The following is a 26,825-nucleotide window of genomic DNA, read 5'->3' as shown; positions in this document are numbered from 1 at the left end:
TTATTCCAATGTAATCCTTGGATCGAGCCACATGTAGGCAAGATCGGCCACCAGATAGCCGAGCAGGCTTAAAAAAGAGCCGGCTAAAGCTGAGAACATAATGACGTTGTAATCTCTGTTAATGATCGCTTCGTAAAAAAATTTGCCGAATCCATTGATATCAAATAAGGTCTCAACAATTAAAGATCCGCCTAGAATGATTCCAAGCGATCCGGCCAGCGATGTGACGATGGTAATCGCCGCATTGCGTCCTACATGTTTAAAAAGAATGATAGACGGAGGGACACCTTTTGCACGCGCCGTGCGGATATAATCTTGGCGCAGCACTTCTAAAACAGCTGTCCGAGAAAGACGGGATTCGGATGCCAGGCTTCCATACATGATGGCTAGAATGGGCAAGGCGATGTGTTGCACGATGTCCAACAGCCTTTGGTAAGACGTTTCTTGGTCATACACGCGGTCCGGATTGGTAAAGCCGCTGAAGGGAATAGGGATCGACGTAAAGGGAAAGGTATGGTAAAGAGCGACTTTTTCAATGAGAAAAGGAGCGACGACAAAGACGGGAATGGCATAAAGGACTAAGAAGAGAAGGTTGAATAGATAGTCGGGCCATTGACTCTGTTTGAATGCCATCAAAAAGCCAAAGAACTGGCAAAGGATAAAAGTGATGAGCATGGGAATAAGGGCCAAAGTCAAAGAGTATTTGAAGCGCTTGACGACTTCGCTTAAAACCGTTTTGCTTGAATCATTTCGCAGCGTTCCAAAATCCAGTTTGACAATGCGGCCCATGTATTTCATAAAGCGCGTTTCAAAGAAAAAGAGAGAAAGCTTTTCCCATTTTCCAGGATTGAAATGATAAAAGTCCTTGCTTTGCTCATACCATTGCCGCATTTGATTAACTTTTTGTAGGATTTCTTCGGATGAAGCTCCATTTGTCCACATAAAGGAGCGCAGCAGCAGATCGTCTTGGGCAATGCGTCGGTTCCAAGCCTTTTGCTCAGGCGTTAGGTTTGCGCCAATATAGCCTTGGCGCGATCCTCCTCTGGCAAAAAAGCGAGCGGCCAATTCGCGAATGTCAGGAGGGGTTTGGGGATCCTCCAGAACGGTCAATAGATGGGGCATAATGAAGCGCGCCTGGTCTCCAAAGGTAATGCGCAAGTTGTCGTACTCTTTAAGGGGCATTTCTTCTTGGCTCTCGGGCGAGCTGCGATGATGGACAAGCTGCCATAGCGTTTTCTGGACGTACCCTAAGGAAAGAGAGGGCCAATTGTTGAAAAGGATGGGCAAGGTCAGCCCGTAAAATTCGCGGAACTGCAAATAGCGCTGATCGCTTCCAAAAGCAACGGAGCGGTCTTCCCGGCGGCTTGCTCCGCCTTCTTGGGAGATTTCAGCAAAAGAAACGGGATCCCCGGGCGCTAAGTTGATGACGACAAAATTGACTAAAACAATGCAGAACAGGGTCAAAGGAAGCAGAAGCAGACGGCGCAAGATGTAATTTCCCATAGGCCCTTTTCTTGTCTTCTTATGTTTTTTCTTGTCCTATTGTGAAGAGAGGTCTTTGATCCAAAAAATCTCTGGCACGGGTTCGCCGACATTTGCGCCCGGAATCAGGTCTTGCCGGTCGGCCGGGATAAACACATTCTGTAAATAGGAGCGATAGGCCAAAGCCTCTTTTGGAGCATACAAAAAGGTGTAAGGCGCTTCCTCATAGATAATGGCGTCAAAGCGATGATAAAGCTCCAGGCGTTTTTGATAGTCATATTCATAATCCAGCCGGTCGATAATGGCATCGACTTCTGCATTGGAAAAACCAATAGAATTGGAAGACCCCTTTTGCTTGGCCCCCGTCGAGTACCAAAGTTGCTTGGGATCTTCAGGAGGAGTGCCTAACGTCCATGCTAGAAAGAGGGCATCGAAGCTTTTATCGTCGAAAGCTGCCGATAGATCAGCAAGGTCTACGCCATTGATATTGCAAATAATGCCAATTTCTTTCAGCGTTGTTGCAATGTATTCGCAAATGGATTTGGTGGTAGGATTTTTTACGTAATAGGTCAGCGTAAATTTAAAAGGAGTATACTTTCCATCGATGACCTTCCCCAGTACGCCCTCTCCTTTGCTGTCGTACCATCCCTCTTCGGAGAGCAAGCGCAGGGCTTGTTGTGGATCGAAAGGATACGGCTTAAGGCTGGGGTCGTAAGAAGGAGAGAGGGGAAAAAATGTTCCCGTGATTTGAATGCCCATGCCATTGAGGTTTTGCTGGATAATTCGCTCGCGGTCAATCGCCATTGTCAGGGCTTGGCGGACCTTTTTGCTCTTAAAAAGAGGATTGGCCTGGTTCCAGCCAATATAAGAATAGCTGCGGGCTAGATAGTCCAAGCGTTTAATGGCAAGCCCTTGCTTTTCTTGGAATTGATAAGGGCTGCTTTGCAAAAAGCGGTCTAGCTCGGAAAGCTGATGGGGTGGAAGGGTGAATAAGTCTAATTTGCCCGTTTTAAATTCTTCCCAAATGGCATCCGGAGAGTCTTTAAATTTTATTTCGTAAGCTTCCGCTAAGGCAGCTAAAGGATCGTAAAAATTGGGATTTCTTCGGAAACGAATTTCCCTGTCCGTCATGCCATCAAATAACCAGGCTCCGCAGCTGACTATGACATTGTTTGCCCAGTGATGGGAAAAGTTTTGGGCCCAGATGGGATTTGTTCGGTAAGTTTGAGGGGCGGAGTCGTCTTCAATGATCTTGGAGCCATCAGAAAAATACTTGTAAACGAAAGAGGCAAGCGGACGGAGGGAGCCGGTTAAAGATTTGGAAAGGTATTTGGCTCTAAAGGCTTCGCTTTCCTTCCCATCTTTTATTTTCTGTGTTTTCCACCTGACGACCATCGTATAGTCATCGACCACTTGAATGTCTTCGATATCGCTTAAATACGTGCGCAGCGAGACGGCGTTTGGCTCCTCTACATGCGGATTCATGACAGCATCGAAGTAAAACTTGAAATCGTGGGCAGTGACGGGATGTTTGCGAAAAAAGTGGGGAGCGAGGACGACCCCTTCGGAAAAGTGGTTCTGTCGAAGCGGTTCCCAAAATACATCTTGCCGCAAAAAAATCCAATACTCAGGCTGCTTTTGCGCATTCTCGCGCAGCTCCATTTTAAGGGCCATATCAGGCGTCAGGGTCTCATATTTGCCGATTTCTTGTCCTGCTACCCCTACCGTGCAAAGCCTATTCCAAGTCGCTATCTCGCTCCAGTTGCTGAACGGATGAAGATTGTCGGGCTTGCCAATAGTCGCCTCTTTGCGAATGCCGTGCGCTTTAAATTCGGGTCCCAACAATTGCGGCAAAGTGGTCTCATAGAAAGGATCCGGGGAAAGAAGGTTGTCCGCTTGAGCTGCCGTTGCGCTTTCGTTAACTTTTTGAGAAGGGCTTTGAAGAGAAGGAGCCGGAATAAAATTGGAGCGTTCAAGCAAAGTTTTTAGCATATCCGTCCGCACCCGTTCTATTTCCGTCCGCAGAGAGAAGAGGTCGCTTTTAATTTGAACGAGGTCGCTGCGCAGAAATTTAAGATTCTCTTCGATAAGAACCGAGGACCAGTAAAGCATGGCCATAAAGGCAAAGAGGCCAAAGCCTAAAACGAAGCGAAAGAGGTAGAGGCCGATGGGTTCTTTATTCATTATCAGAAGATGACAATATGGTAGAGGGTTGAGGAATCAGGATTAAGTATCCAATGGGAGATCCATCCCATTTCTGCCAATCCGCGGCAGCAGGCCAAAGCTCCGACAAAAATGGTGCTTAGTCCTAAAACGGTATTTGTATAATTTTTTAGCCTTTTTAGAAAAGTAGAGGCATGCATCGCCAATACGAGCGAAGGGGTTGTCAAAAGAGCAAAGGCAAACCCATTAAATAAGCCAACGAGGGCATTGCCGACCAAGGCACAGGCCGAAAAAACGACTATGGTCTGACCGCAGGGGAGCGCAAGGGTGAAGAAGCCGAATAGGAACGTTGACCAGCCCGTATCTTTCAAAAGAAGAGCGGATAAGCGCTGATTAAAATAGGCCAGGAGCTTCCATTGCATGATTTTCTGCATTAAGCCTGTTTTCCAATTAAGTAACAGGCTAACTCCCCATAAGATAATCAATAGTCCGCATAGGAAGCTGATCGTTTCGGCCAAATGATAATGCTTTAAGAAAAGCTGAACGACTGCGCCAGCCTCGCCGGCCAGCAAACCGGCCAGACTGAATGACAGCAAGCGTCCGATGAAATAAAACGCGCGATAGCGGTGCTGGCCGAGCATCATGACAAGCGGCCCGCACATGCCTAAGCAATGCACATTTCCAAATAAGTAGAGAGGCAGCAGCGTAAAAAATAATGTCATAACTCATCGGATAAAGAAGGTGAGGGGGGCGTAGAAAGAGGGCCTGGAATAGCCTCATATCGAGTCTTTTGGATTGTCGCCATATCCAAACCCGTTGATCCTGAATGGCGATTAAAGGCGATATAGACCACATAAAGCATAATGCCCATAAAAAGAGCTAATACTCCATGGGCAATAAACTGAAACCAATGCCATCGGCGCATAATAATCGATCCCTTTCTCGAAGTTAAATATAATATATGTTAAATTAAAATTTTGGATAATGAAAAAGTCTTGGTTTGTTCCAATCTATTCGAATGGTCTATGAGGTAAGGCATGAATTCCGTCAATATTGAGCTTTTAGCTGAAGATTTAATCAGAAGAGTGAAATCCTATTTAATCAATACGATTGGCAGAACTGCCGATGAGGCCAATTCAGATGAATTTTATCGTGCCCTCTCTTATGCGATTCGAGAAGAGACGATGATCAATTGGTTGGCGACGGCCCGTACGGTTGCGAAAAATAATGTACGCATGATCTATTATCTGTCTATGGAATACCTGCCCGGCCGTCTTTTCATGAATAATATCACGAATCTGTGTTCAAAAGACGTTGTACGTATTGTCATGCAAAAAATGAACCGCAATTTTCGCGATATTATCCAGAGAGAAGACGATCCCGGCTTGGGCAATGGGGGCTTGGGAAGGCTGGCTTCCTGTCTATTAGATTCGTTGGCTACGCATCATTATCCGGCCCAAGCTTATGGCCTGCGCTATCAGTACGGAATTTTTGAGCAGCAGATATGGGATGGCATGCAAGTGGAGGCGCCTGATTGCTGGCTGATCAATGAAAATCCATGGGAATTCCGCCGCGACAATAGGCGCGTCCACGTTAAATTTTGCGGAACTCCGCAAACATCCTACAATATCCATGGCGATGAGATCATGGATCTCAAAGATGCCGAAGAAGTAGGCGCTTTACCTTACGATATTCCCATTGTGGGCTATAGCAAAAATGCCGATTTTTCCGTTGTTTCGCTCCGCCTTTGGTCGACTAAAGATTCGCCCCGCAATTTCTTATTGCAGCGCTATAATGCTGGACGGTTAGACCAAGCGGCCGAGAATACGACATTGACTGATGTTCTTTATCCTAGCGATAACACCGAAATTGGAAAGCGCGTCCGCCTTAAGCAGGAATTTTTATTGGTCTCTGCCTCCCTTCAAGACATTGTGCGCCACTATTTAGTTCAATATAACAACTTCCGCCTATTTTCCGAGAAAGTGCGCATTCAAATTAACGACACCCATCCATCCCTTGTCATTGCCGAACTGATGCGGATATTGACAAAAGAGCATGATTTGCCTTGGAAAACGGCGTTCGAAATCACTCAAACCTGCACAGGCTATACCAACCATACCATTCTAAGCGAAGCGCTGGAGCAGTGGGATCGCACGTTAATGTATTATCTTCTTCCCCGCCAATATCGCATCATTGAACGCATCAATCAGGATTTTTGTACTAGCATTCGCGCACGCTACCCGCAAGATGAAGAACGTGTCAGGCGCATGTCCATTATCGAAAATAATAAAGTCCGCATGGCCAATTTGGCCATTGTAGGTTCGCATCGCGTCAACGGCGTTGCCAAATTGCATACCGAAATTTTAAAGAATGTCGTGTTCAAAGATTTTTATGAACTTTTCCCTGATAAGTTTGTCAATGTGACCAATGGAGTCACACAAAGAAGATGGTTGCTTGAGTGCAACTCGGATCTGGCTAAGTTTATCACCAAGCGGATAGGCGATGAATGGATTACAAACTTTTTAAAAGTCAGGGAGCTGGCGCGCTTTGCTGCCGATCCCGATTCGCAGGATGAATTTTTAGCGATTAAGCGCAAGAATAAGTTGAGGTGCATTGAGTTTTTAAACCGCGACAATAAATTGCGCGATCAAACAGGGACCATTGTTGCTCCTCCTCCGCTTATTGAAATCGATTCCATGTTCGATGTCCAAGTCAAGCGCATTCATGAATATAAGCGGCAGCTGATGAATGCGTTGCATTTGATCATGCTTTATCAAGAAATTGCACAGAATCCCAATCATGACAGGATCAAGCGCACGGCCATCATTGGCGGCAAGGCAGCGGCCGGTTATGAAACGGCTAAAGATATCATTCGCTTAATTTGCTGCATTGCACGTAAAGTGAATCGCGATGTATCTGTAGGAAACCAGTTAAAAATTGTCTATTTAGAGAATTACAATGTGACAAAAGCCGAAATTGTCATTCCAGCGACCGATTTATCCGAGCAGATTTCAACAGCGGGAACCGAAGCCTCTGGAACGGGCAATATGAAAATGGCGATCAATGGAGCGCTGACGATTGGGACCAAGGATGGCGCCAATATTGAAATGGAAGAAGAAATTACTCCTCAATGGTGGCCTTTTTCTTTTGGCTGTACGGCTGAGCAAATTGCTCAGATGAAAGCGGCCAATGCTTATAGTTCAAGAGATGTTTACGAGAGTAATCCAAAAATTAAACAGGCTGTCGATACATTGAGAGATCGCACATTTGCCCAAACGGAAGAGGAGCATCAAGTCTTTAGCGACCTTTACCATAAGCTGATTGAAATGCACTACGGAGAGGCCCCCGACCGCTATTTTACTTTGAAAGATTTGCAAAGCTATTATGATACCCAGCTTAAAGCCGAGGCTTTATATAAAACACCGCGGCGCTGGGCTGAGTATGCCATCCACAATATTGCCGGAATGGGTAAATTCTCGACTGATTTTTCGATTCATAAATATGCGGAGTTGATTTGGGGTATTCAACCCTGCCCGCTTGATCAAGAGCTTTTGGATCGCGTGCGCTACGACTATGCTGCACATAACCGCTGCAGCTAATTGAATGATTATGCAACCCTCTATCAGTTTAATGAACTGATAGAGGCCGATTTCGGTTAGTTTTTCTCTTTATTTCATTTCTTCATCTTCAAAATCAAAGAAGAAATAGGGGTTTTTTTCTTTTAAAATTGTTTGGTTCACTTTTTTGCTAAGCCGATAAATTAGGCTTTGAACAGGATAAGTCTGCTGGACATCTTGAATAATCGTTTCTAGCGGAAAATTATAATGGCCGACGAGGTCCAAATGCTTGATGTCGGGCTTATTTTCTGCCCATAGCCTGGTCAGCAACTCTGTATCGGCTAAATGCCGATACATGGCCTTCATTAATGTGAATAAAGTTGGCCTGCACTCCTTTATAATCAATCCTTTGAATTCTTCTAACATAATGGGCTGCTGTAAGAAGGCTAAATAATTAGTGTCAAGGAATGCCAAATAGTTTTGCCGATCAATGCTGGAGAAAAGAGAGCTTACAATAAATATCTTCAACCATTCTAAAACCTTGTTTGGATTTGGATTGAACTGGCAAAGCTGGCGATAGGCTTTTAAATAAGCCCTCATTTGATGCAGCCGCTCTTTCAATGCCTGCTGTTGCTGCCAAGTCATCTTAGGAAAAAGCTGCATGGCTATTTTAAAGCGCTCCTCAAATTTATCGGGAGAGGATAAAGAATAGGTTATCTTAATTTTTTGCTTTGGGATAAGGGGCTGATTGCTATTGAGGGCGCGCAGCTGCTCGACATCTTGGCGATGGCGCCTGGCCAGGGTTTCATAAGTATCGTTGGGGTAAACAAATACAAAGGATAGATCGTCTTCTATCAGCTTCCAGATCTCTTGGTGAATAGGGTCTTTCATTTCAGCCAAATCTTGGGCAAAAATTTCCTGCACAGTGGTAATAAGGCCTTCTTTATCGACTTTCCTTGTTGCCGTCAATGAGTAGCAATCTTGCCGCAAGAGATAATCTAGCTGCTCATCGAGCTGATTTTGAATGCCGGGCGATAAGCGCCTGCGAATAGGAGAATAGCGCTGTCCAATATCATGATGGGCGATAAGATCGCGTTCCAGACTGTTCTCCAATTCGGCCAGCGTGGCATCTGTTAGGGGAATGTCTTTGTAATCCATGGATAGGAATACAGAGCGCAGAGGGAAAATTGTCCATAGCTTTTCTTTTCTTCGAATGATTTGCCAGTGATTGCTTTCTGCAAAGCAAAGATCGTGATCAAAAAGAACCCATTCCCACGGGCTTTCCAAAGCGGAATGCAACTCGGGCAAATGAGATAAAACTTGGGCGCGGTCATCCAGGCAAATGATGGAATTTGCATGAACGCTACCCATCAAATAAGCTTCATGCAACTCATCAAAGGTGAAAGGCGTAGAATTCATGAATTCGAACGTCTGATTGGAAAGATTTAAAACAAAAAATGTCTTTTTGCGAAAGGCTTTGATTTGATCGTTGGTTTGTGGGGCAAGGCCGATATTGTTTTCATGCAAGTCGAGCATCTGAAAAACGGCCGTCAGCACGGCTTTTAATTGCTCTTTTGGCCCTAAACGCTCTAAAATAGCCTTTAGAAGCTGGGGTTTAGTATGGAGGAAGGAAAGCAGACGCATGCCTTCAATATAAGGTTGGACTTGAATGTCATCCAAGGCTGTCTCTTGCAGGGTGTTCTCATCCTCTGCATTGCTGATGTAGCCAAATAATTCGGGCATCATGACCTTCCAAGAAACTTGGTTGGTTGCTGTGAATTCTTCTTGTGAAATAGGCGAGTGGGGGCGGGCTGAATTTGATGGATAGGGAGATGCTTTAGCTATCGCTACTTTTTGCAAAAAATGGGCTTGTAGCGTTTTGAAATCTCCCGTCTTCATGACACCGCCTGCTTGATAAGACCAGTATCTCGATTGGCACTTTCGGTAGGCTTGCTTAGTAAAGGAATCCGGAAAGACCGGCACAAAAAAGGGCTCGTCCTTTTTTGGGGAAGGATAGGTCAAGGCTTTCCCAAAAATAGAATCGCTTTGAATAAGAGAGGCGATGGATTGGCCGAGTTCAATAATCCTATCTGAGCTATCCAAGCGGCCCCGTTGATAAAGACTCCTAAGCAATTCAATTGAGATGCTTTGCGAATGCTCGCCTATTTGACAGTTCCAGGATTGCGTAAGAAGGTGGGAACCCAATGGCTGCTTATCTAGCCATTCTTGCCATGAGCGAGGGGAAGAGGGATCTTGCAAACTTTCCCAGGCGTAGTAAAAATTTAAAGAATCCTCCTTCTGCTTGCTAAGCAATTCTGCCGCTAAGCGGCTATCGGATTGCAGCTCCCGAGCGCTATAGCCTACTTGCTTTTGCTCAAAAGAGATCAATTCAACTCCCCATCTTTTCCAATTTGTTCCTTTAAGGCTGATAGAAGGAACCAATCCGTTTTTAGTATAAATTTGGAATAAAGATTGAAGAAGATTTCCCTATCCCCGAGCGCGTTCATTGAGCAATTTAAAGACAACTTTCTCTTCCGGTAGAATAAAGACTTCTTGATTGGAGTTTCCGGCCGTTTCGATCGCGTGGCCTTCTTTAATCAATTTAGTGACAGCTTTGATCCCTGCATGCAAAGCTCGCCCCATTTGAGCTGCCGTATGAATGGTTAAGTGCGCTTTTTGATTGATCAAAAAAGCTTTCGCTTTTGCAAGCAGCGGAAGGAGGATCTTTTTATGCAGGGCTTTGGCTTCGGACAGCATCTGTTCGGAAATCCAGGGAGCCTTTTCCGCTTCTGCAATGGCTTGGCGTATATCCGCTTCGTGTTCGAAAATGAAGGCAAAGTGTTCCGGCATAAAAGAAGTTAAAGAGAAAAGCTCTGCATAGATGGGCATCCAATCAACTGAGTGAGAATTTAAAAGACATAAAAGCCTTTCGGGAAGGACATTTATCTGATTCAAAGAAGGGGGCTTTCCGCAAGGAGGATTGGTTGTTGCTGAGGAGGACGGGTTAGTCAATGGTTGAATATTTTCCTTATTAGGTAGCGAATTAGAATAGGTAATTTTTGTATAACAGGCAGAATGAATCATAAAAGGCTCTTATTTAAATAAAAAAGCCAAATACAGCTTTCGCCGTATTTGGCAAGACAGTAGAAGGGGTTTTAACTGTTAGATATGGATTTTCTCTTCTTTATGAGGGATGCCCATGCTCTGTAGAGTAAACATCAGTTCATGATATTTTTGTTCGAACTCTAAATTGCTGCTCGTAGGCTTCTCAATGATCATGCAGGGTTCGACTGTCCAATTGCCAAAATTGTCAATATCAGCTGTTAGGACGAGCTGAGATTGCAGAAGGCAAGACGGATGATCTTCTAAATGCCCGAGACGGTTGATCGTGATAATCACCTTATTATGAGCAAAGGCTATGTGAATTTGCTTGTTTTCCCAATCATTCCTGTCGTTAACTTCGCGAACAAGTTTATCCGAGCTGCTGCCGTTTATCCAACTTCTATGAAGGATAAACGTACGGGCCTGGATTTCCAAAAGAATAGATTGGCTAAAAGCCCGAAAAAGCGGAATCAATTTCAGATAAGCTGTACTTGGATCATTCATAATCCCCGTTGCTATGTCTTTGTGCATTTGCATTTGCATTAGCCTATCTGTTATGTCTATTTCCTTAGGATTTTTTGTGACTGCCTCCAACATCGCACTGGAAAACTTGACATCTAAGCTGCTGAATAACTCTCCGAAGAGATAGAGGACATCTTCCTTTGATGCTTCTGCTTCAAGCGTCGATTCGCCAGTTTCTATGTCCATTTTTATTTGCTTAAAAATATCTTTGGCTTGAGGGGTTTTCAAACTGATATTGAGATCCTGCATCCACAATTTTAGCATATCGACTAAATGCCGATAAAAAATGGCTGTTGGCATGTTAGGAACGGCTTTTGGGTCTTTACGGGTATTTGAAAAATTGATAGAGGCAACTTCTTTCTCAAATTTCTGGCTAGACAATTTTAAAAAACCGCCATAAAGCGCTCGCGTAAAGTCAGCCCCGAAGGTTGTGAAAGTTTTAAATAATAGGTTATCTTCTATATTGAAAACACAATGCTTAAGCGAAGATTTAATTTTGTTATGATAAATTTGTGCATATTCCGTTTGAATCTCTTCCACATGTACTAGCACTAAAGCTGACAGTTCATGGCAGCGCTGGACGATAAGCTCTTTTTGTTGGTTCTCATTGCGGATATCTCGGATGTCTTTTGCTTGCTTTAATTGCTTGATAAATGCGGTGACAAAACGGTTATATTGGTCCGATTTGTCCTCTTTTTTTAGCGATTCCTTGCAGACTCTATTTAAAAGTTCTGCAAGTTTCTTTAAATCCTGTATATAATGATAAACGCTCGGCTTACTGTCGAATTGCCCTGCCTTCACCGCATTGCTTTCAGATGTTATCTCTTCTTTAGGATTAAGGATGAGATACCTGTAAGCCTCAATTCCGATCTGTAAGGCCGTTTTATTTTTACTATGACTGGAGTCTTTTTTGAATGCTTCTGCAAAAGGCAAGGTTTTTTCTGACGAAGATGGGGAGGCACGCATATCTGTCATGTCAAAATTGCGGAAAGTAAAGCTGCGCGGACGAGCTTCTCCTTTTCTAAAAGCCACATCAGCCTCTCTTGCTGCTAACTGAAACGTTTCATTAAATTTTCTTCCTAACTGATCAAATACGAGCTGATGGGCGCGCTCTTGCATAGCAACAGGAGTATGGGCCTGAGAGTCTTGTTGTGTCTCATAGTATGCCATATTTTCCATCTCAGCCTGTTCAGCGGCCAATAGAAGTAGATGAGATAAATTCGATAAGTCAACTGCAATTTCCTTCATTGAACGCGTTTTGGAATCTGATGATGGGGTAAATTTGGGTGGAGAGTGAATGATCGATTTGTCTTTAGTTAGACTGGGCGGTGTCAATGAGAAGTGAACAGAACTGCGAGGCGTGGGAGGAAAGTTGACAGATTTGCGTTTTTCAGTTTCTGGATGAGTAATTACATCTCTGTCCCTAAGAGGAGGTATTTCTTTAGCACCCGAATTGGCTCGACGTCTTGGAGAAGTAAGGGGAAGCGATTCGTCTCTTTGTTCTCTTTGCTCCTCTAGCTTTTGCTTTAATTCTTGCATTAACTTTTCGTCTGTGGCAGAGGAGGGGGGAGTGGTTGGGATAGGAAGTTGAGGAGTGGAATTGGAATGTGAATCTTTTTCTTTCTCTTTTTTGGGATTGGAAACGGAAACTTTTCTACCGAATAAATTAGAGGCCTTTTTTGGTTTGGAATCAAGCGCTTTTTCTTGTGGTTTTCCTGGAGCGTCGTTGGTAGATTTCACTGAATAATTAAAACTCATTTATTTTACCTATTTAAATGGATTTTTTGATTAAGAGGCAGTCCATGATCTCAAATAAGTATGCATTGCTGCTCCATTTTGTTAAAAACGTGGAAAAATTTTTGGCCATATTTTTAATCAAGCGAAAAATTTTTACACGTTTTTAACTAAATAACATACAAATCATACTATTTCAAATCATGAATAGTCTCTAAGGATTATCTACTTAAGCTCCTATTCACCTAAACTTAGTTAAGAAGATAAACCTCAATTTATTAAATCTTTGTATTTTATTCAATAATTATTAATTAAAAAATGTTGTTGTTGAAAATGATTTTTTTGCAAGGAATCTGTCAGTGAATCATTGGGATTAAAACAATGAGAAATGAATTAAGAAAATTAAATGAGAAAAATATTCAAACTTTCAACTTGTTTTTTCTATTAAATTAAGTGTTAATTTGCGATCACTTGCTTTAAAAAAATAAAGCTAATTAATTTTTTTGGGAAAGAGTGATCAAATCAATAGGTGAAATAAAGAAAATAAAAGCAAAAGGGATGGTAATTATTAAAATAATATTTATAAATAGTGGAATTTTCTTAAACGCTCTAAAATCCATTAGACTTGCTTCAAACACTTTTTTTGCTATTTCTTTAGATAAAGCACATGTCCGTCAAGTTCTATTGGAAATGGCTTGTTATGCCATTTTTTATCTCCCAGAGCTTTCACGTCAGTCCAAAGGGCAAAAAACTCCAAACTCGGGTTAATAAGCAAGCGATTAGCTATTTCGCTTAACAGTGAGGGGTAAGGCGAGAAAAGGTGATTGGCAAAGCATTTCCCTCTCTTTCGAAGTAAATGGCTTATTTCAGCCATTCAATAGCAAAGTTATGTTTTGGTAGATCGCCTCATTCGTCCAGAAAAGGACTCGAAATTAGGTCATTTGCGGTTTTAAGAAATTCTCTAAGAAGGTCAACCTTCTACTTTTTCTGCGTTCATTAATCCCCATCGCTCTAATAAGCGATCGTAGAGGCCATCTGCCTTGATTGTTTTGAGGGCTTGGTTAAAGCTTTTAATTAATTGCTCGCCTTTTGGATTTTTTAAAGCGACTAAGCGCAGGCCTTCATTGTTTAAAGGCGGAGTGGCAATTTTTAAGCGTCCTTCGTAAAAAGTTTTGGTATAGATAGAGGCAGGGACGACCGGAAAGATAATCCCGTCTATGCGTTGATCATCTAAATCAGCCATTGCTCGCAAAATATTGTCATATAATTTGATTTGAATGGACGGGTCTTTCTCTAAATCTAAAATAGCCGGAGAATTGGATTGAACTCCCACGATTTTGCGGCTCATTTCATTCCATCCCTTGACCGGCGCTCCTTTAGAAATAATGAGAACGGGTCCTAGAAGAAAATAAGGGTCGGAGAAAACAAACGCATTTTGATTAATGGGCGTTGGTTGCATTGTGGAGATAATTCCCTGCACCTCTCCGTTTTCTAGTTTTGCAAGCATGGCGTTATTATCATCCTGGATGGAACTTAATTGAATCCGCATATTTTCTAGTTTTGCAATGGTTGCTAGCAGATCAACATTAAAAGCGGAAAGATTGCGTTCTTTTCCCATTAAATTGAGTCCCATCCACCTGACATCTTGGGCAATGGTATAGCTGTTATTGAAAGAGACGGGCGTGGAGCATCCGCGAATGGAAAACAAGGCTAAAAATAAAAGAAGGGCAAGCCCTATTCCGTAGCTTCGCTTTTTTGAAGAAAAAATCCAATCTTTTATCTTTGAGAGTGAAGGAATAGCTGCCATAGAATTTCTCTTCTTGCCCAACGCCTATAGAGTATATTTACAAAGGGCTAATCGCCTGGATTTGCCTGTTTTGTGTTTGTTGCCCTGTCATGTTATTAGTTGTACATAAGTGAATTCATTTCAAGCGGGAAGAAAGAAAATGTCTTAATATTGAGAGTGATAATAGTCCTTTTCCGTTAGTCGATCTACTTTCGATCTATCCTCACAGAAGCTTCCTATGGGCAATACTGAATTCACTTGTATTGTTCCATATTTAAATGGGAACGGCTCTATTCCATTTCAATCAAATTCCTTATCTTTGACAATGCACATTCTTAGCAAGTTCTTTTGAAGTTTATGGAAAACAGGCAGGCCTTTTTTTATGCTATCTTATCGGGAGCAGATTAAATTCTCAATCAATCAAATTGGAAAAGATTTTTCCTATTCATGGCATGCGTGCTAAGAAATCCTATTAGAATTTGCGCAGAGCAAACCCAGGTTAATAGGATGCCTTAAATCTCACATTTGAATGGCATACATACGAAAAAGGCTTGCTAGACTAAACCAAGCCAGGCGAGTGGCGCAGTTTAAGGCGGTTGCCCATGAAGTTAAATGCCTGCTTTTCAAGAATCGATCTTAAGCGGTTAAGATAGCCTTTAAAAGATTTTCAGCGAAACAAAAAGGAGTCTTTCCGAGCGGTGAATTTTCAATAAGTCTTTTTTTTTTATTCGACGTATGCTAGGTTAACATTTTCAGTCTAAAATACATTAGAACGGCAAAGTATATGGCTACTCTAACAGTGCTCGATCAGTTAATGACTAGGCGAACAAATTCTCCAGACCCTGCTCTATCAGTCGATATGAAGCTTGTTGCGAGCTTGATCTTAAGTGGCGGAGAAGGGACCCGTTTGTATCCTTTAACGTTAACGCGCTGTAAGCCAGCAATCAATTTTGGTGGAAAATATCGGCTTATCGATGTCCCTATTTCCAACTCCATTCATGCAGATTGCCATAAGATTTTTGTTCTGACTCAATTTCTTTCTTCTTCCCTTCATCACCATATCTTCCAAACTTATATGCAAGGGGGAAGAGCTTCCGAAATGATTGAGATATTAACTGCCGAACAAAGACCTACGCATAAGAATTGGTTTCAAGGGACAGCGGATGCGGTTCGGCAAAATATGGATTATCTTCTGGAATGCCCCGTCGAGTATTTCCTTATTCTTTCTGGAGATCAGCTTTATAACATCAATTTCCGAGAGATGGTTCTTTTTGCTAAAAAAACAGATGCCGATGTGGTCATAGCGGCCCTGCCTGTCACTGCCCAAGAAGCGACACGCATGGGAGTTTTAAAAATCAACGAGAACGACTTTATTACAGACTTTTATGAAAAGCCTCAAGAAAAAGAGCTTTTGCAAAAACTTCGCAGTCCTTCCGAAACCTTGGAACGGGCAGGCGTCAATCCGGCCAGCAAACGCCACCATCTCGGTTCGATGGGAATTTATTTATTTAAACGCAAAGCGCTTGTCGATCTCCTTATGAAAGATCCGAGAGAAGATTTTGGTAAGCACCTTATTCCAACCAAAGTTCAATCCGGCCAAGCTGCGGCTTTCTTATATGATGGGTATTGGGAAGACATTGGAACTATTGAAACGTTTTATCAAGCTAATATGGCGTTGACGGAGTCTAATCCAAAATTTAGCTTTCATAATGAACTTCGCCCCATTTTCACTTCCCGTTACGATCTTCCGCCCGCTAAATTTTTTCAAACCCAAATTGATAAAAGTCTGCTTTGCGAAGGGGCAATAGTCGAAGCGGATGAGGTGACTCATAGCTTGTTAGGGCCACGGACAATGATAAGAAAAGGCTCGATTATCCGAGATACTTATATCATGGGCAATGATTACTATATTTCAACGGTCAGCGATCATCACCGCCTTCCCCCCGCTCCCCACATTGGAGAAAATTGCTTGATCAAGCGTGCAATCATTGATAAGAACGTCCATATCGGTCACGGAGTGCAGCTCATCAATAAGCAAAACCTCACCCATTATAATGGGGAAAATATTTTTATCCGCGATGGCATTATTATTGTTCCACGAGGAGCGACCCTGCCAGACGGCTTCATCCTCTAATTTTAAGTTTCACTCATTATGTCAATCTGGGCAATAGCCGATCTTCATTTGTCTTTTGGCGTTCCGAATAAGCACATGAGCGTATTTGGCCCCCAATGGGAAGCATACACTGAGAAAATAGAGCAGGCTTGGCGCGAAAATATTTCGGAAGAAGATCTTATCTTAATTCCCGGAGACATTTCATGGGCCCTGCGTATGGAAGAGGCTCAGCCTGATTTAGATTGGATTGGCCGCTTGCCCGGAACAAAAGTCCTTTTAAAAGGCAACCATGACTATTGGTGGGGATCCCTATCTAAGATCAAGTCTTTTCTTCCCGCCTCTTGCCACCTCATTCAAAATAACAGCTTCACCTGGAAAGGCGTCAGCATTGCTGGAACGCGATTATGGGATATTCCCCAATTAAGCTTTGATGCCATCATCAATTTTCAAGAGCATGCTTGCGTAAAAAAATTAACAGAAACAGATCAATCTGAAGAGAGCCAAAAAATTTATCAAAGGGAATTAGGTCGGTTAGAGATGAGCCTTAAGGCGATGTCTCCAGATGCTAAATTACGCATCGCCATGACGCACTATCCTCCTATCGGGCCTAACTTGCAAGAGACGGAAGCCACACGCTTATTGGAGAAATATGGCGTTCAAATCTGTGTATTTGGCCATCTTCATAACGTCAAATCCCATTTGCAGTTATTTGGAACCCATCATGGCATCCGCTATTACTTGACCGCTTGCGATTACTTGCCAGATTTTAAGCCTCTCAAAATTGCCGAAGAACCTTAATTAAAGCCTCATCAGAGGGGTTAATTACAGCTCTTTTTTCTTTCATTGAAAGAAAGAATAGCGTTTTTTTCTTGTTCGGCCAAAGCCATGAGTTTATCTAACGATTTGGATTCGGCCACATCCGCTGTCCTAAAATGACTACTGCCCATGTGCCACTCATGTGGCTTTCTTATCTATGCCATTCCATTTAATACACTCTTTAAGAAATCCTCCAAAATATAGAAACAATTTGAAATTTTTGTAAAAATCCATATGATGTCGCATCAGTTTTAAAAAAGAGGTTGCTATGTTTTTTTCCCATGGTCGATTCAAAATTTTTTCTGCTCTATTTATTATCCTTTCATTGACGTCTCTGAGCGGACCGACTTTAGAAGCTGCTGAAAAGCGCTCTCCAGCACATTCATTCAGCCATCGATTGGCAAAGCGCCTATCGACCCAGCAAGATAGGAAGAAAGTGGCGTATAGATCTCTGGATAAAGCGCAATCCCATGCAAGCCCCGTTGGGTTGAAATCCGAGAGACGATCTATGCGTCAAATCCATTTTGGTCCAGGGCCGAGTGATCAGGCGATGATTCATTTTGGGCCAGGCCCCAATAATAAAAGGGCCATTCATTTTGGACCTGGGCCTAGCGGAAATGCAAATGCAAAAAACATGATGCCTTATGCGATCCGACAAGAAAAGGCGTAATGCCTTTTAGAGGGATATATTAAATTCCTAATAACTTGGATTTGAGATGATTTTCTTCCTAAGACAAGAACTCGAATCCCGGTCATTAGCGGTCTTAATATCGCCCCAGCTAGAAAATAAAAAGTAGACGCGCTAAAAAACAACCGAAATCGATTATTCTAAGGAACGCTTATGCAAGCATCAGCTAGCAGCCCTGATCTTAGTTCTATTCATACCCATTTCACGGATGAATTATGGGGCGGGCCTATTCCTACGGAGGAATTTTGGGGCGAAACTATCCCTATAGATGACGAGATCGTTCCATTGGCATCTGCTTTAAATAATCCCTCACAAATAGAAGACAAGAAGCGAGGGCTTCTTTCCCGCTGTGACCGCAAAATGGCAGCAAGGGTGATGGGATTAGCTCTCACATCAGGCGTATTTGCCCTGACGACTTATTTTTTAGTGAGAGAAAGTCTTGGATCTCACAATGTGAAAGGCCTATCTCTGGAGGCATTGGCCAATGGGGCATCTTGTGCTTCGTTTGGGCATATGCTATTGCCTGCAAAAGCGCGAAAAAAAGCCAATGAATGGATTAACGCCTGGTCTTATGAAGCCATTCTGGCAGGCAGTCAAGTTTACTTGAATCTAGCACCCCAGGAGCAAATGAAGCTATTTGCCGTGCCGTTTGTATGGACATTGGGCGCTTTGCAAATGAAAGATATCCTCGCTCTTCTTTCAATGGATCAATCCGAGCTATTTGTCTCTCACGTTCCTCCGAATCAAGGAGAAATCCTTCCCACTTTGGGATTTAATACCCGGAATTATTCCCGCGCCTCCAAAATGTGGATGACGGCACTAGCAACTACTGCGCTTAGTCTGACCGTGTTGAACTTCACCCTGCTTGAGGGATATCTTGGTAAAGGGGATTTGGGAAAAATAGGTTTTTATCAGGATCTGATTGCCTTGTTTTCGGGCAGCGTTGTCGGGGAGATGATTGCTAGGCTGTTTGATGATAAAAAAGAAGCAATTGAGAGCAGGCATCTTCAACAGTTAATTTCACAAGAGCCCTCGATAGTCCTAAAAGCCATGCGCGTTATAAAAAATATCGGAATCCTTTCTGCTCCCGTGCTAATTGGAGCGTGCTTATCGGTAGAAATTCCGCCGAATACATGGACTGACTACCTCAACAAGATGTGCGTAGGAGGGATATATGGAGCGGATCTTTTCTTGGCTCGCAGGGAATTTGAAAACTTGAGCTCAAGGTTTCATGCGGTTGCTTATCCGGAAAATGGCGGACAGCTTCCTACGCTTTGCCAACGAATCAAAGGCGTGGCAAAGACATATCTGCCTTCAATAGGCTTTTTTTCCGCTATGGTAGGCTTTATGGGCTGGGCTGCAGCAACGAATATTCCCCGGGTCGATTATGCGATTGTCGTTCTTTTGATCACGACGCTATCTTCTTTTGTATTCACAGATTTGATTGCTAAAAAGGGGCGTCCCCAAGGCCATAATCGCCTGCATAATGAGCTCAACTTTCGCTTGATCCATTCCGCACTGGCTTTGTCCGTTTTTTTTCAGTATTTGACAACCAAAGTCGATATTGGCGATGAGCAATTGGATGGCGATTCTGATGCTTTGTATGCGTTGTCCTTAATTTCCTGGTTTTTCTGGGGATTGAATGTCGGCAACAACCGGGCGATTAATATTCAGGAGCCTCGTATTCCCGTTCTTCCTGTCTCTCCTCCTGTTGCCATGCAAGAGTTGAGTAAAACTTTTGTTAGACAATTTTAATTTTAAAGCGCTAAGAGGTGTATGAAAGCCCATCCTAATCTCACATATCGATTATTAACCTGAATTTGGAGTTTTCTGTCCTTTGGACTGACGTAAAAGCTCTTGCCATTTGTTTATCTCCGCAGCTTTGACGCAGTCGAAAGGGCAAAAAACTCTAAACTCGGGGTATTATGAGTTAATACATTCTCTAAGTTCCTTTGTCCTTTCATTCTCTAATTATTTTTTAACTCCTCTAAGCCTATGCAAGTCAATTCTTTTCCTAAGTGGTTTATCCGTCTTACCAACGATCCCAGCACTTTATCCGAGAAATTTATTAAAAAATTCAGGAAAAAGACAAGCCTCGATGATTCCCTTTTCAATGATTTCATAGAGATTTTTGGGCGAATGAATCAACAGCAGCTTGCTTCTTGTTTTCCCCCGCCTCTTGCAGAAAAGATCCAAGCTAAATTAAAGATGCGGACAGATCGCTTTCACCGTCTATTGACTCTTGCTCTTAATGACTTACTTGAGGGACGCCATTTGAATTTGGAGAGTCTGAACGCGCTGTATGCCTTTTCTGTTTTTTCTCCTGATACCATTCAAGAAAGCGTGATCAGAGAGATGGCGCATCATATTCTTTCGCTTCCCATGCCTGCACAGGAAGCAAGACGCTGGCAATGCTATTCTATACCCGCCATCCAGCGTGCCATAGATGCGCAACGAGAAGAGATGGATCGCACATTGACTATTCTCTTTCAAGCGACCTTGCTTAAAGAAGCAGCGAGCCTGCCGCTCTCTTTGAATATGAAGCAAGAGCGGGATTTATTCAAATATGGAGCTTTGAAAGGGCATGGAAAAATCTTGTCTTGGGGGCATCTTTTGTTTTCATGGGCAAGACTTGTAAAAGGAGGAAAAAAAATTCAAGAAGAATTAGGAACAAGCTTTAGATTTGATAAGCTGCTCATTCCTCCTTTAAGGCAATTGCCTGAACCAAGCCATTTAATTTCCCTTTCTTTCCATGAATTTGCAATCGGGCGGGCCATTAATTTGCTGTTTCATCATCCGCAGACACGCCTGCCTTCTATTCCTTCTATAAAGGAGGAATTGGCAGCTCTCTTTTCCGCATCTTTAGAGGCCCAACAAAATGCCCTTTACTTCGTTGACCATTTGCACACGGCGATTCAAAAAATTGATCAAGGAGAAGAATTCCCCTTTGATGAGATGCTTAAATTATTGAATGCTTTGGTCCCTGATCGGTCGGATGCTATTTATCCTTTTTTGCATACATGCCTCCATTATTTTCATTGCCTGGTCAAATTCTCTGTGGATCAATCCCAGGCTGCCTTTCTCTTTGCAGCCATTCACAGCCTTGAGGAGGAGGAGAAAAGACGCTACCAGAAATGGGTAAGCGAAGGATTTCTAAGAGCGCCGTTTAAAATAAGTCCGGCCTTTATCCAATATGCAAGCCGGCTTCCTTTAAAAGAGACGGCCCATATTATTCTGCGTTTCTCAAAAACGCAGGTGGTTTCAGATGATGATCCTCCACTTGCCTCTCCGTATTTAACTTCTGAGGAACATCTTCGTATTCTGCAGCAAATAGAAGAGACGTTCGGCTTGAGCTTGCCGGTTCCAGTCATTGCTGATTTTTTATTCTTTCAAACAGCAAACGCATCTGTCTTTGAGATTTTAGACGCCTATGCAGATGTTCGTGCCAGCGTCATTAAGTATTCGGATAAGCTTGCCATTCCCTCCCTTGCTTACCAATCCTGGGAGCAGGAGGCAAACCACTTTATTGGAGCGATTCAGCTGATGCCAAGAGAGGTTGGTTCGGTTGGACAGAAAAGATTGGGTTTCTATATGGAAAGAATGCTTAATATGGTCTTTTTGCTTCAGTTTGCCGCTTATCCAAAACCCGTTTCTTCTTTTTACAACTTTATTCCTTGTTCGATTGAGGATAATAATCTTTTATTTAAGAATGAAAATTTTCCCATTCATAACTGTTTAGACCCCATTCTCTCTTGTTTCCCCAACGGGCCCGCCCGCTTTTGCCATTGGTCTTGCCATCCAGAGGCTGGAGAGATGCGCTTCTCTGTTTCGGTCCTGAATTCTTTACAAAATCTGCAGGCAGCCTATACGTTTCATCTCCCTCTTAGAATTCCTTTAGCGTCTTCTTTGACATCGCCATTTTTTAGACTGCTTCAAGCCTTTATCGATACGTTTGCCGAGGAAGCGATTTCGGAAAAGGAAGAAGAAAACATGAGAGAAGTGACAGACAAGCCTTATCACCTCCCTGATGAATGCTTAGAAAGGGAAGGAAATCCGGCGGAGATTTTCGATGCCTGCCTTGCCGCCCATCCCTTGTTGACAAATCTGTGGCAAAAAAATGAAGGCCTTTTTGGTGCGGATATGCCCTTGGTCAAAACAGAATTGTATACTTTTATTAAGAATTTGCGCTTTTCCTTCAAAGCGAGTGTCTTTCTTGCTCTAAATGGGCCGGACTTTAGCGTAGCGGACATGCCATTGAAGCAAGCTGCCCCTTTACAAATTTTCCATTTTAATTTGGATAATGACCGTAAAGGAAAGGAGAAAGAGGTTTCTCATTTTGAAGAGGCAGATTTTGAATCCATTTATTTGGAGACCCATCAACTGGATGCTATTCCTCCCCATTACGCTTATTCCATCAAGGGAGAGCATTTTGATAAACAGGCTCTTATTGTTAAGGTTGAGAACCTCGAAAAAAAAGAAGGCAATCAAATGAAAGAGAAAGAGGGCGGACAAACAAAAAAAATCATTGAAATTACCTTGATGAGCCAATCGAATGAGTCCGCGTATCCCAAACAATTGACGGTCATTTATGATTCTTTCCTAAATAAAGCGCATTATCTTCATTTAATGAGATGGCAACTGAGCTTATATCAACAGATCTATTGCTAAATCTTATGTGCGCATGAACCAAAAGAGGCTTGCTATAAATAATTTAAAAGCAAAGCCTTTGTCTAAATTTAAAGTCTCAAATCAAAGACTCCAATATTTGTTGGTAAAGAGGATCGCTTGTATCGATTGAGAACTCAACAGGGTCAAATAAGTTTAAGTCTCCCACTTCCTCATTGTTGATTTTTGTCTCTATAGGCGGTAGAGAAAGAGGGGATTGCAAGGGCCAAGGCTCTACAAAGTGTGGGAGGGGGGATTCGCCATTGCAAGAGTCCGAGCGCTCTTTTGAATTGAGAATGACGAGACGGCGTGAGCGGCCATTTCCTTTTATTACAATTTCTCCCTCCGAATTTTGAAGTTCTGCTAGGGAAATTTGCTTCGCCCAAATACAATCAAATCTCTTGCGGCAGCTATCCGGCTGTCGATTTATCAATTCAGGCGTTTCTTGGATAATTAGTTTCCAGGCACGTCCCAATTTGCGCATCGCTTGCAATAAAGCGAGGTCTTCAATAATTGACCAGTGAGTGAAGAATCTAGGCTTTTTTCCCTTCTTCCAAGCGCCCGAATCTGCAGAAGCTGCCAGGATCGGAGAAATAACCGTTTGGATCGCTTCTTTTTTATGCAATAAGGGATCGGAAGGCTCCCTTGGCCTTTTTTTTGTATGGATTGCAGATGGCGGATTGACTAGAGGAAGAGGATTTGCTATCGAACTCATATTTTGAACCTATATGGTGTTTAGACGGCTTTGCCTTATATATAGAAGTAAAGGAGAAGAGGGAATTTTTTGTCTATCCTTAAGAAATCTTCTAAGAAGCGGCCTTAGAACTCCCTATAATCCATATTGAGCGTCCTTTCTTCTTAGGAGCCAACGCGATATAGGTGATGATGGGTTTAATACACTCTCTAAGAAGGGGTATTAAACCGCTAATGGCCTAATTCGCATTCTTCTCTCCTATTGCCGCTTAGGGAGAAAATAATCTCAAATAGCGGTTATTAGGGGTGTCAATACACCCGCTAAGAACGAAGCTGTTGCTGTAAATATTGGGCAATGTCATTGATGCCTTTTCGTCCGAGGCTAAGGCGGTTGGCAAAGCTGACAAAGCCGTGAATAGTGGGATACGTATAGACGACGGTCGGTACGTCAAAGGTTTTTAATTGATGGGCATAAGCCAAGCCGTCATCCCGCAAGGGGTCGAAATGAGCCACTAAAATTAAAGCAGGAGGCAAACGGCCAAGATCAGCTTGTAGAGGCGAGGCACGCGGATCTTTGCCATTGGCTCCTTTTAAATAAAAAGCCCAGAATTGTTTCATTGCATCGCGCGTTAAGAAATAGCCTTGGGCATTTTCATAATAAGACAGCGTATCAAAATCATAATTGGTAGCAGGATAAATGAGCACTTGGCAGCGGAAGGAAGGCCCACGGCGATCCCGTGCAAGCAAAGTGACGGCGGCCGCTAGATTGCCTCCTGCGCTGTCTCCTCCAATCGCCAATTTTTGGGGATCCCCGTTAAATTCTGCAATATGCTGGGCGATCCAAACGGCCGCTGCATAGCAATCTTCTAAGGGCTTAGGAAAGGGATATTCGGGCGCCTTGCGGTATTCGACCGAAACAACTAGGCAACCGGAGCGGTGGCAAATTTCCCGGGATAAATTGTCATTGCTGTCTAAGCTGCCTGCAATCCATCCTCCACCTTCAAAAGAAATATAAACAGGATAAGGACCGTTTCCTTTGGGAAAATAAAGGCGGGCGGGAATGGACCCGAATGGGCCGGGAATGGATAAATCGCGAACCCCTTGAATAGATGCCTTGCTTTGATAAGAGGGGAAAATGGCCTGCCGCATGTTTTCCACCTTAATCGGGCCGGGCTGAGACATTTGGTCGAATTCTTTTAAAAAGGCGGCTGTCTCCGGATCCAATTTTATTTGGCAGGGAAGGGCTGCATCGGACATCGAATCTACAGTCTTGGCTTCAAGGGTGAAAAAGAAAAATAGGCTTGTCAGAATAGTTCTTAATGTTGTCTTCCATTGATGCATTGCATACCCCTATGCTGTGTAATATGAATACCTATTTAATCGAACTAAGTCAGGTATAGGCAATGGCTGGCAATCTGAGCAAGATATTTTTTAAGATAAGGGCTTGCCTGCTGGCAAGCCCTTGAAAGAGATTCTTAACGAACAGGGCAGGCGCCTGTTGCGCAGCTTTCAATAAATTCGTCGTCGCGAATGTGAATGCCTGAGTAGTCAATTTCTTTTAAATTGGCCACATAATTCTCATAGACTTCCTTGGTCACCACTTCTTGTGGAAGATAAGCATAGCCTAGATCTTCCGCATTTTTAGTCGGGTCGTTGCGGAAAAGGAAGGACACGCCAACATAGGAATCCCAGTTTTTCATGAGCCAGTCAATGATGGCTGGAATCTCTGATGGATCGTAGGATACCGTGTTAGAAACGTTTTGCTCGCACCAGGTCGTCTGCAATAAATTATACCATTCGAGCTGAGCAACGGCTGAATCCGTATTGACTTCCACTTCTTCGACCTTGCCGTTCTTTCTAGTCACTGTTGTGCGTGCGAACGGCACAGTTTCGTACTTGACTGGGAATTTGACCAAAACAGATTCCGGTTCATAAGGCTTTTCAACGACAGAATATCCAGCGGAGCGGAATTTTGCGACTAAAGGATCATGCTTGGAATAAGTAATGTTATTGAAAACATACTTTCCAAGTGGCATATGGATGCCTTCTGGCACTTCGCCCCATTCTTCCGTTCCCATAATTTTGCTAATGGTTCCGCTAGGCTTAATGCAAGTCACATTCTTGGGCAGAGGCGCATTCAATTCATTGGCCATGCTATAAGCGGCGCTTACCGTGATATTGCGCATGCGCTTGAAGTCATAAGCAGTCAGGTCAGGCCGTGCGCGAACACCGGTCAAGCCTACTCCGCACAGATGCAAGAAGTCATTGTTGAGATGCCAAGCTTCCTGCAAAATCTCATCGCGCAAGTTGACCATCGTTTGGCGATAGTTCATGCGTCCGGCCAGATAAAGAGCGCGCTCCAAGCCGACTTTATCTCCCCTGAAAGCCAGGACATTCACTTCTGTCAAATTGCAGAAGCTCTTGTTGCCAAGCAGGATCTCAACGCAAGGGTTGCATCCTTTGAACCAAGGCGCCCGTCTTTCTGCTTCTGCGGCATTGATGATACCGGGTTCAGATCCGCCGGAATCCAGCATGAGCTGAAACACTCTTTCCAATTCTTGGCGCGAAGGCTTGGTACGGAAAAGCAAGCTGTTATTAGATTGTTGACGGTGAGCATTGCCTTTTAGCCACCACTCTTTTTTTGCGATGGCAAATTCATCCCATTCTGGTTGACCGTACTCGAAAAGGGCAATTTGTGCAGAGCGTCTGCTGGATAAAATAGTGCCTAGCCAGTTAACGATATCCAAAATATCAATACGAGTCAGAAGCTGATCGGCGCGATCCGATAAAATTTTTGCGATAGCTTTAAAAGCCTTGGCGATTTGCTCATCGCCTGATGAAATCCAACCGTAGCCTTTCAGACGGGTTCCTGCCGGACGGATTTCAGAGAAATCAAGGATTAAGGATTTGGCCGGAAATTTACCTGCCACAAGCTTGCCAATGGCTTTGGCCCACGCAATGGCGGAGTCACCGACTTTAATTGTCCAAACCTGCGTTTCGGGATCGTATGTTTCAATATTATGCTGCACACCGCCTTTTTCTGTACGGCCAGAGCGAATGACCTTAATCTCTTGAAGCGGCCTGCGGAAACCATTGAGTGTCCCTGTAATAGGTCTAAAACCCACTCCACATCCCTGTAAAAGCAGCCATAATACATCGACCATATCATAAACCGTCTCTACATGCGTATAAGAGCAATTGAACATGCTCGATTCGCGCGTACGGCTTAATTCAGTTCCTCCCAGCCATAGGGTTCGGCCGGCTGGAGCAATATAGCGCCCTAAAATGAGAGTTCTAACTTCTTCCAATTCATCTTCTTGTACTTCGTTCAAAGAGCGTCCCAGCGCGCGTTCCCATAGCCAGCGTTGATGAGAGATTACACGATCCACCACTTGATCCCATGTTTCTAATAGCGTATCGCCTTCTTTAATCGGTCTGTGATAAGTACGCAAAGCTGTGGCCATTGCTCGCGCTGTTGGTCTGGTCATGATGCCCTCTCTCTTT

Annotated in this window: 19 protein-coding genes; 7 read left to right on the top strand and 12 right to left on the bottom strand. The window is 43.4% G+C overall.

Features of this window, described 5'->3' with window-relative positions; genetic code table 11:
* Genes BN3769_RS13720 through BN3769_RS13705 form a run of 4 tightly spaced genes read right to left on the bottom strand, consistent with a single transcriptional unit; the run spans position 1 to position 4,570 of the window.
* On the bottom strand, positions 1-1,503 hold the full coding sequence (locus BN3769_RS13720; protein WP_068471398.1) for an ABC transporter permease: 1,503 nt from the start codon (positions 1,501-1,503) through the stop codon (positions 1-3).
* Positions 1,504-1,539: 36 nt separating this feature from the next.
* The gene (locus tag BN3769_RS13715; protein ID WP_068471397.1) at positions 1,540-3,666 is read right to left on the bottom strand and encodes an ABC transporter substrate-binding protein; all 2,127 of its coding nucleotides are present in this window, start codon (positions 3,664-3,666) and stop codon (positions 1,540-1,542) included.
* A gap of 2 nt (positions 3,667-3,668) precedes the next feature.
* Positions 3,669-4,367, bottom strand: a complete 699-nt coding sequence (locus tag BN3769_RS13710; protein ID WP_068471396.1) for a sulfite exporter TauE/SafE family protein — start codon at positions 4,365-4,367, stop codon at positions 3,669-3,671.
* A complete protein-coding gene (locus BN3769_RS13705) occupies positions 4,364-4,570 on the bottom strand; it encodes a hypothetical protein (RefSeq protein WP_068471395.1) in 207 nt (68 codons plus the stop codon). The genes BN3769_RS13710 and BN3769_RS13705 overlap by 4 nt, the downstream gene beginning before the upstream one ends.
* 112 nt (positions 4,571-4,682) lie before the next feature.
* Here BN3769_RS13705 and BN3769_RS13700 point away from each other — a divergent pair, with 112 nt between their 5' ends.
* Positions 4,683-7,244 carry a glycogen/starch/alpha-glucan phosphorylase gene (locus BN3769_RS13700; protein ID WP_068471394.1) on the top strand — a complete coding sequence of 854 codons (2,562 nt, stop codon included), beginning with the start codon at positions 4,683-4,685 and terminating at the stop codon, positions 7,242-7,244.
* Positions 7,245-7,313: 69 nt separating this feature from the next.
* On the opposite strand, the gene BN3769_RS13695 is transcribed toward BN3769_RS13700, so the two are convergent.
* The 3 genes from BN3769_RS13695 to BN3769_RS13685 all read right to left on the bottom strand — a co-directional run bounded on the left by BN3769_RS13695 (position 7,314) and on the right by BN3769_RS13685 (position 12,584).
* Entirely contained in the window at positions 7,314-9,644 is a 2,331-nt protein-coding gene (locus BN3769_RS13695; protein WP_068471393.1) for a LysM peptidoglycan-binding domain-containing protein, read from the bottom strand.
* Positions 9,645-9,689: 45 nt separating this feature from the next.
* Positions 9,690-10,286: a hypothetical protein gene (locus BN3769_RS13690; RefSeq protein ID WP_068471392.1), complete on the bottom strand. Its 597-nt coding sequence runs from the start codon at positions 10,284-10,286 to the stop codon at positions 9,690-9,692.
* Positions 10,287-10,364: 78 nt separating this feature from the next.
* On the bottom strand, positions 10,365-12,584 hold the full coding sequence (locus BN3769_RS13685) for a hypothetical protein (protein WP_068471391.1): 2,220 nt from the start codon (positions 12,582-12,584) through the stop codon (positions 10,365-10,367).
* 489 nt (positions 12,585-13,073) lie between these two features.
* On the opposite strand from BN3769_RS13685, the gene BN3769_RS14860 reads away from it, so the two are divergent.
* Positions 13,074-13,328, top strand: a complete 255-nt coding sequence (locus BN3769_RS14860) for a hypothetical protein (RefSeq protein ID WP_154017936.1) — start codon at positions 13,074-13,076, stop codon at positions 13,326-13,328.
* 202 nt (positions 13,329-13,530) lie between these two features.
* On the opposite strand, the gene BN3769_RS13675 is transcribed toward BN3769_RS14860, so the two are convergent.
* Entirely contained in the window at positions 13,531-14,367 is an 837-nt protein-coding gene (locus BN3769_RS13675; protein ID WP_068471389.1) for a substrate-binding periplasmic protein, read from the bottom strand.
* A 763-nt stretch (positions 14,368-15,130) separates the two neighbouring features.
* Between BN3769_RS13675 and BN3769_RS13670 the strand changes: the two genes are divergently transcribed.
* Together BN3769_RS13670 and BN3769_RS13665 are read left to right on the top strand one after the other, a co-directional pair.
* Positions 15,131-16,480, top strand: coding sequence for a sugar phosphate nucleotidyltransferase (locus BN3769_RS13670; protein WP_079989576.1), 1,350 nt, complete (start codon positions 15,131-15,133; stop codon positions 16,478-16,480).
* Between the two features lie 18 nt (positions 16,481-16,498).
* A complete protein-coding gene (locus BN3769_RS13665; protein WP_068471387.1) occupies positions 16,499-17,257 on the top strand; it encodes a metallophosphoesterase in 759 nt (252 codons plus the stop codon).
* Between the two features lie 20 nt (positions 17,258-17,277).
* On the opposite strand, the gene BN3769_RS15170 is transcribed toward BN3769_RS13665, so the two are convergent.
* Positions 17,278-17,406: a hypothetical protein gene (locus BN3769_RS15170; protein WP_255354208.1), complete on the bottom strand. Its 129-nt coding sequence runs from the start codon at positions 17,404-17,406 to the stop codon at positions 17,278-17,280.
* A gap of 137 nt (positions 17,407-17,543) precedes the next feature.
* On the opposite strand from BN3769_RS15170, the gene BN3769_RS13660 reads away from it, so the two are divergent.
* The 3 genes from BN3769_RS13660 to BN3769_RS13650 all read left to right on the top strand — a co-directional run bounded on the left by BN3769_RS13660 (position 17,544) and on the right by BN3769_RS13650 (position 22,631).
* Positions 17,544-17,945 (top strand): hypothetical protein, encoded by a 402-nt coding sequence (locus BN3769_RS13660; protein ID WP_068471386.1) that lies wholly within the window; start codon positions 17,544-17,546, stop codon positions 17,943-17,945.
* 171 nt (positions 17,946-18,116) lie between these two features.
* Positions 18,117-19,718 carry a hypothetical protein gene (locus tag BN3769_RS13655; protein ID WP_068471385.1) on the top strand — a complete coding sequence of 534 codons (1,602 nt, stop codon included), beginning with the start codon at positions 18,117-18,119 and terminating at the stop codon, positions 19,716-19,718.
* Between the two features lie 240 nt (positions 19,719-19,958).
* Positions 19,959-22,631 carry a hypothetical protein gene (locus BN3769_RS13650; protein ID WP_068471384.1) on the top strand — a complete coding sequence of 891 codons (2,673 nt, stop codon included), beginning with the start codon at positions 19,959-19,961 and terminating at the stop codon, positions 22,629-22,631.
* Positions 22,632-22,707: 76 nt separating this feature from the next.
* On the opposite strand, the gene BN3769_RS13645 is transcribed toward BN3769_RS13650, so the two are convergent.
* The 3 genes from BN3769_RS13645 to nrdJ all read right to left on the bottom strand — a co-directional run bounded on the left by BN3769_RS13645 (position 22,708) and on the right by nrdJ (position 26,809).
* The gene (locus tag BN3769_RS13645; RefSeq protein WP_068471383.1) at positions 22,708-23,343 is read right to left on the bottom strand and encodes an SANT/Myb-like DNA-binding domain-containing protein; all 636 of its coding nucleotides are present in this window, start codon (positions 23,341-23,343) and stop codon (positions 22,708-22,710) included.
* Between the two features lie 299 nt (positions 23,344-23,642).
* The gene (locus BN3769_RS13640) at positions 23,643-24,662 is read right to left on the bottom strand and encodes an alpha/beta hydrolase (protein WP_068471382.1); all 1,020 of its coding nucleotides are present in this window, start codon (positions 24,660-24,662) and stop codon (positions 23,643-23,645) included.
* Between the two features lie 134 nt (positions 24,663-24,796).
* On the bottom strand, positions 24,797-26,809 hold the full coding sequence (gene nrdJ / locus BN3769_RS13635) for a ribonucleoside-triphosphate reductase, adenosylcobalamin-dependent (RefSeq protein WP_068471381.1): 2,013 nt from the start codon (positions 26,807-26,809) through the stop codon (positions 24,797-24,799).
* Positions 26,810-26,825 lie beyond the last annotated feature (16 nt).

Source organism: Candidatus Protochlamydia phocaeensis (assembly GCF_001545115.1).
GTDB lineage: Bacteria > Chlamydiota > Chlamydiia > Chlamydiales > Parachlamydiaceae > Protochlamydia_A > Protochlamydia_A phocaeensis.
The sequence above is the reverse complement of the archived record's forward strand: the minus strand, read 5'-3'. Positions and strand labels throughout refer to the sequence as shown.

Coding starts and splice junctions, on each gene's coding strand:
- BN3769_RS13720 (WP_068471398.1), bottom strand. CDS start 1,503: ATGGGAAATTACATCTTGCGCCGTCTGCTTCTGCTTCCTTTGACCCTG.
- BN3769_RS13715 (WP_068471397.1), bottom strand. CDS start 3,666: ATGAATAAAGAACCCATCGGCCTCTACCTCTTTCGCTTCGTTTTAGGC.
- BN3769_RS13710 (WP_068471396.1), bottom strand. CDS start 4,367: ATGACATTATTTTTTACGCTGCTGCCTCTCTACTTATTTGGAAATGTG.
- BN3769_RS13705 (WP_068471395.1), bottom strand. CDS start 4,570: ATGCGCCGATGGCATTGGTTTCAGTTTATTGCCCATGGAGTATTAGCT.
- BN3769_RS13700 (WP_068471394.1), top strand. CDS start 4,683: ATGAATTCCGTCAATATTGAGCTTTTAGCTGAAGATTTAATCAGAAGA.
- BN3769_RS13690 (WP_068471392.1), bottom strand. CDS start 10,286: ATGATTCATTCTGCCTGTTATACAAAAATTACCTATTCTAATTCGCTA.
- BN3769_RS13685 (WP_068471391.1), bottom strand. CDS start 12,584: ATGAGTTTTAATTATTCAGTGAAATCTACCAACGACGCTCCAGGAAAA.
- BN3769_RS13675 (WP_068471389.1), bottom strand. CDS start 14,367: ATGGCAGCTATTCCTTCACTCTCAAAGATAAAAGATTGGATTTTTTCT.
- BN3769_RS13670 (WP_079989576.1), top strand. CDS start 15,131: ATGGCTACTCTAACAGTGCTCGATCAGTTAATGACTAGGCGAACAAAT.
- BN3769_RS13665 (WP_068471387.1), top strand. CDS start 16,499: ATGTCAATCTGGGCAATAGCCGATCTTCATTTGTCTTTTGGCGTTCCG.
- BN3769_RS15170 (WP_255354208.1), bottom strand. CDS start 17,406: ATGGGCAGTAGTCATTTTAGGACAGCGGATGTGGCCGAATCCAAATCG.
- BN3769_RS13660 (WP_068471386.1), top strand. CDS start 17,544: ATGTTTTTTTCCCATGGTCGATTCAAAATTTTTTCTGCTCTATTTATT.
- BN3769_RS13655 (WP_068471385.1), top strand. CDS start 18,117: ATGCAAGCATCAGCTAGCAGCCCTGATCTTAGTTCTATTCATACCCAT.
- BN3769_RS13650 (WP_068471384.1), top strand. CDS start 19,959: ATGCAAGTCAATTCTTTTCCTAAGTGGTTTATCCGTCTTACCAACGAT.
- BN3769_RS13645 (WP_068471383.1), bottom strand. CDS start 23,343: ATGAGTTCGATAGCAAATCCTCTTCCTCTAGTCAATCCGCCATCTGCA.
- BN3769_RS13640 (WP_068471382.1), bottom strand. CDS start 24,662: ATGCATCAATGGAAGACAACATTAAGAACTATTCTGACAAGCCTATTT.
- nrdJ (WP_068471381.1), bottom strand. CDS start 26,809: ATGACCAGACCAACAGCGCGAGCAATGGCCACAGCTTTGCGTACTTAT.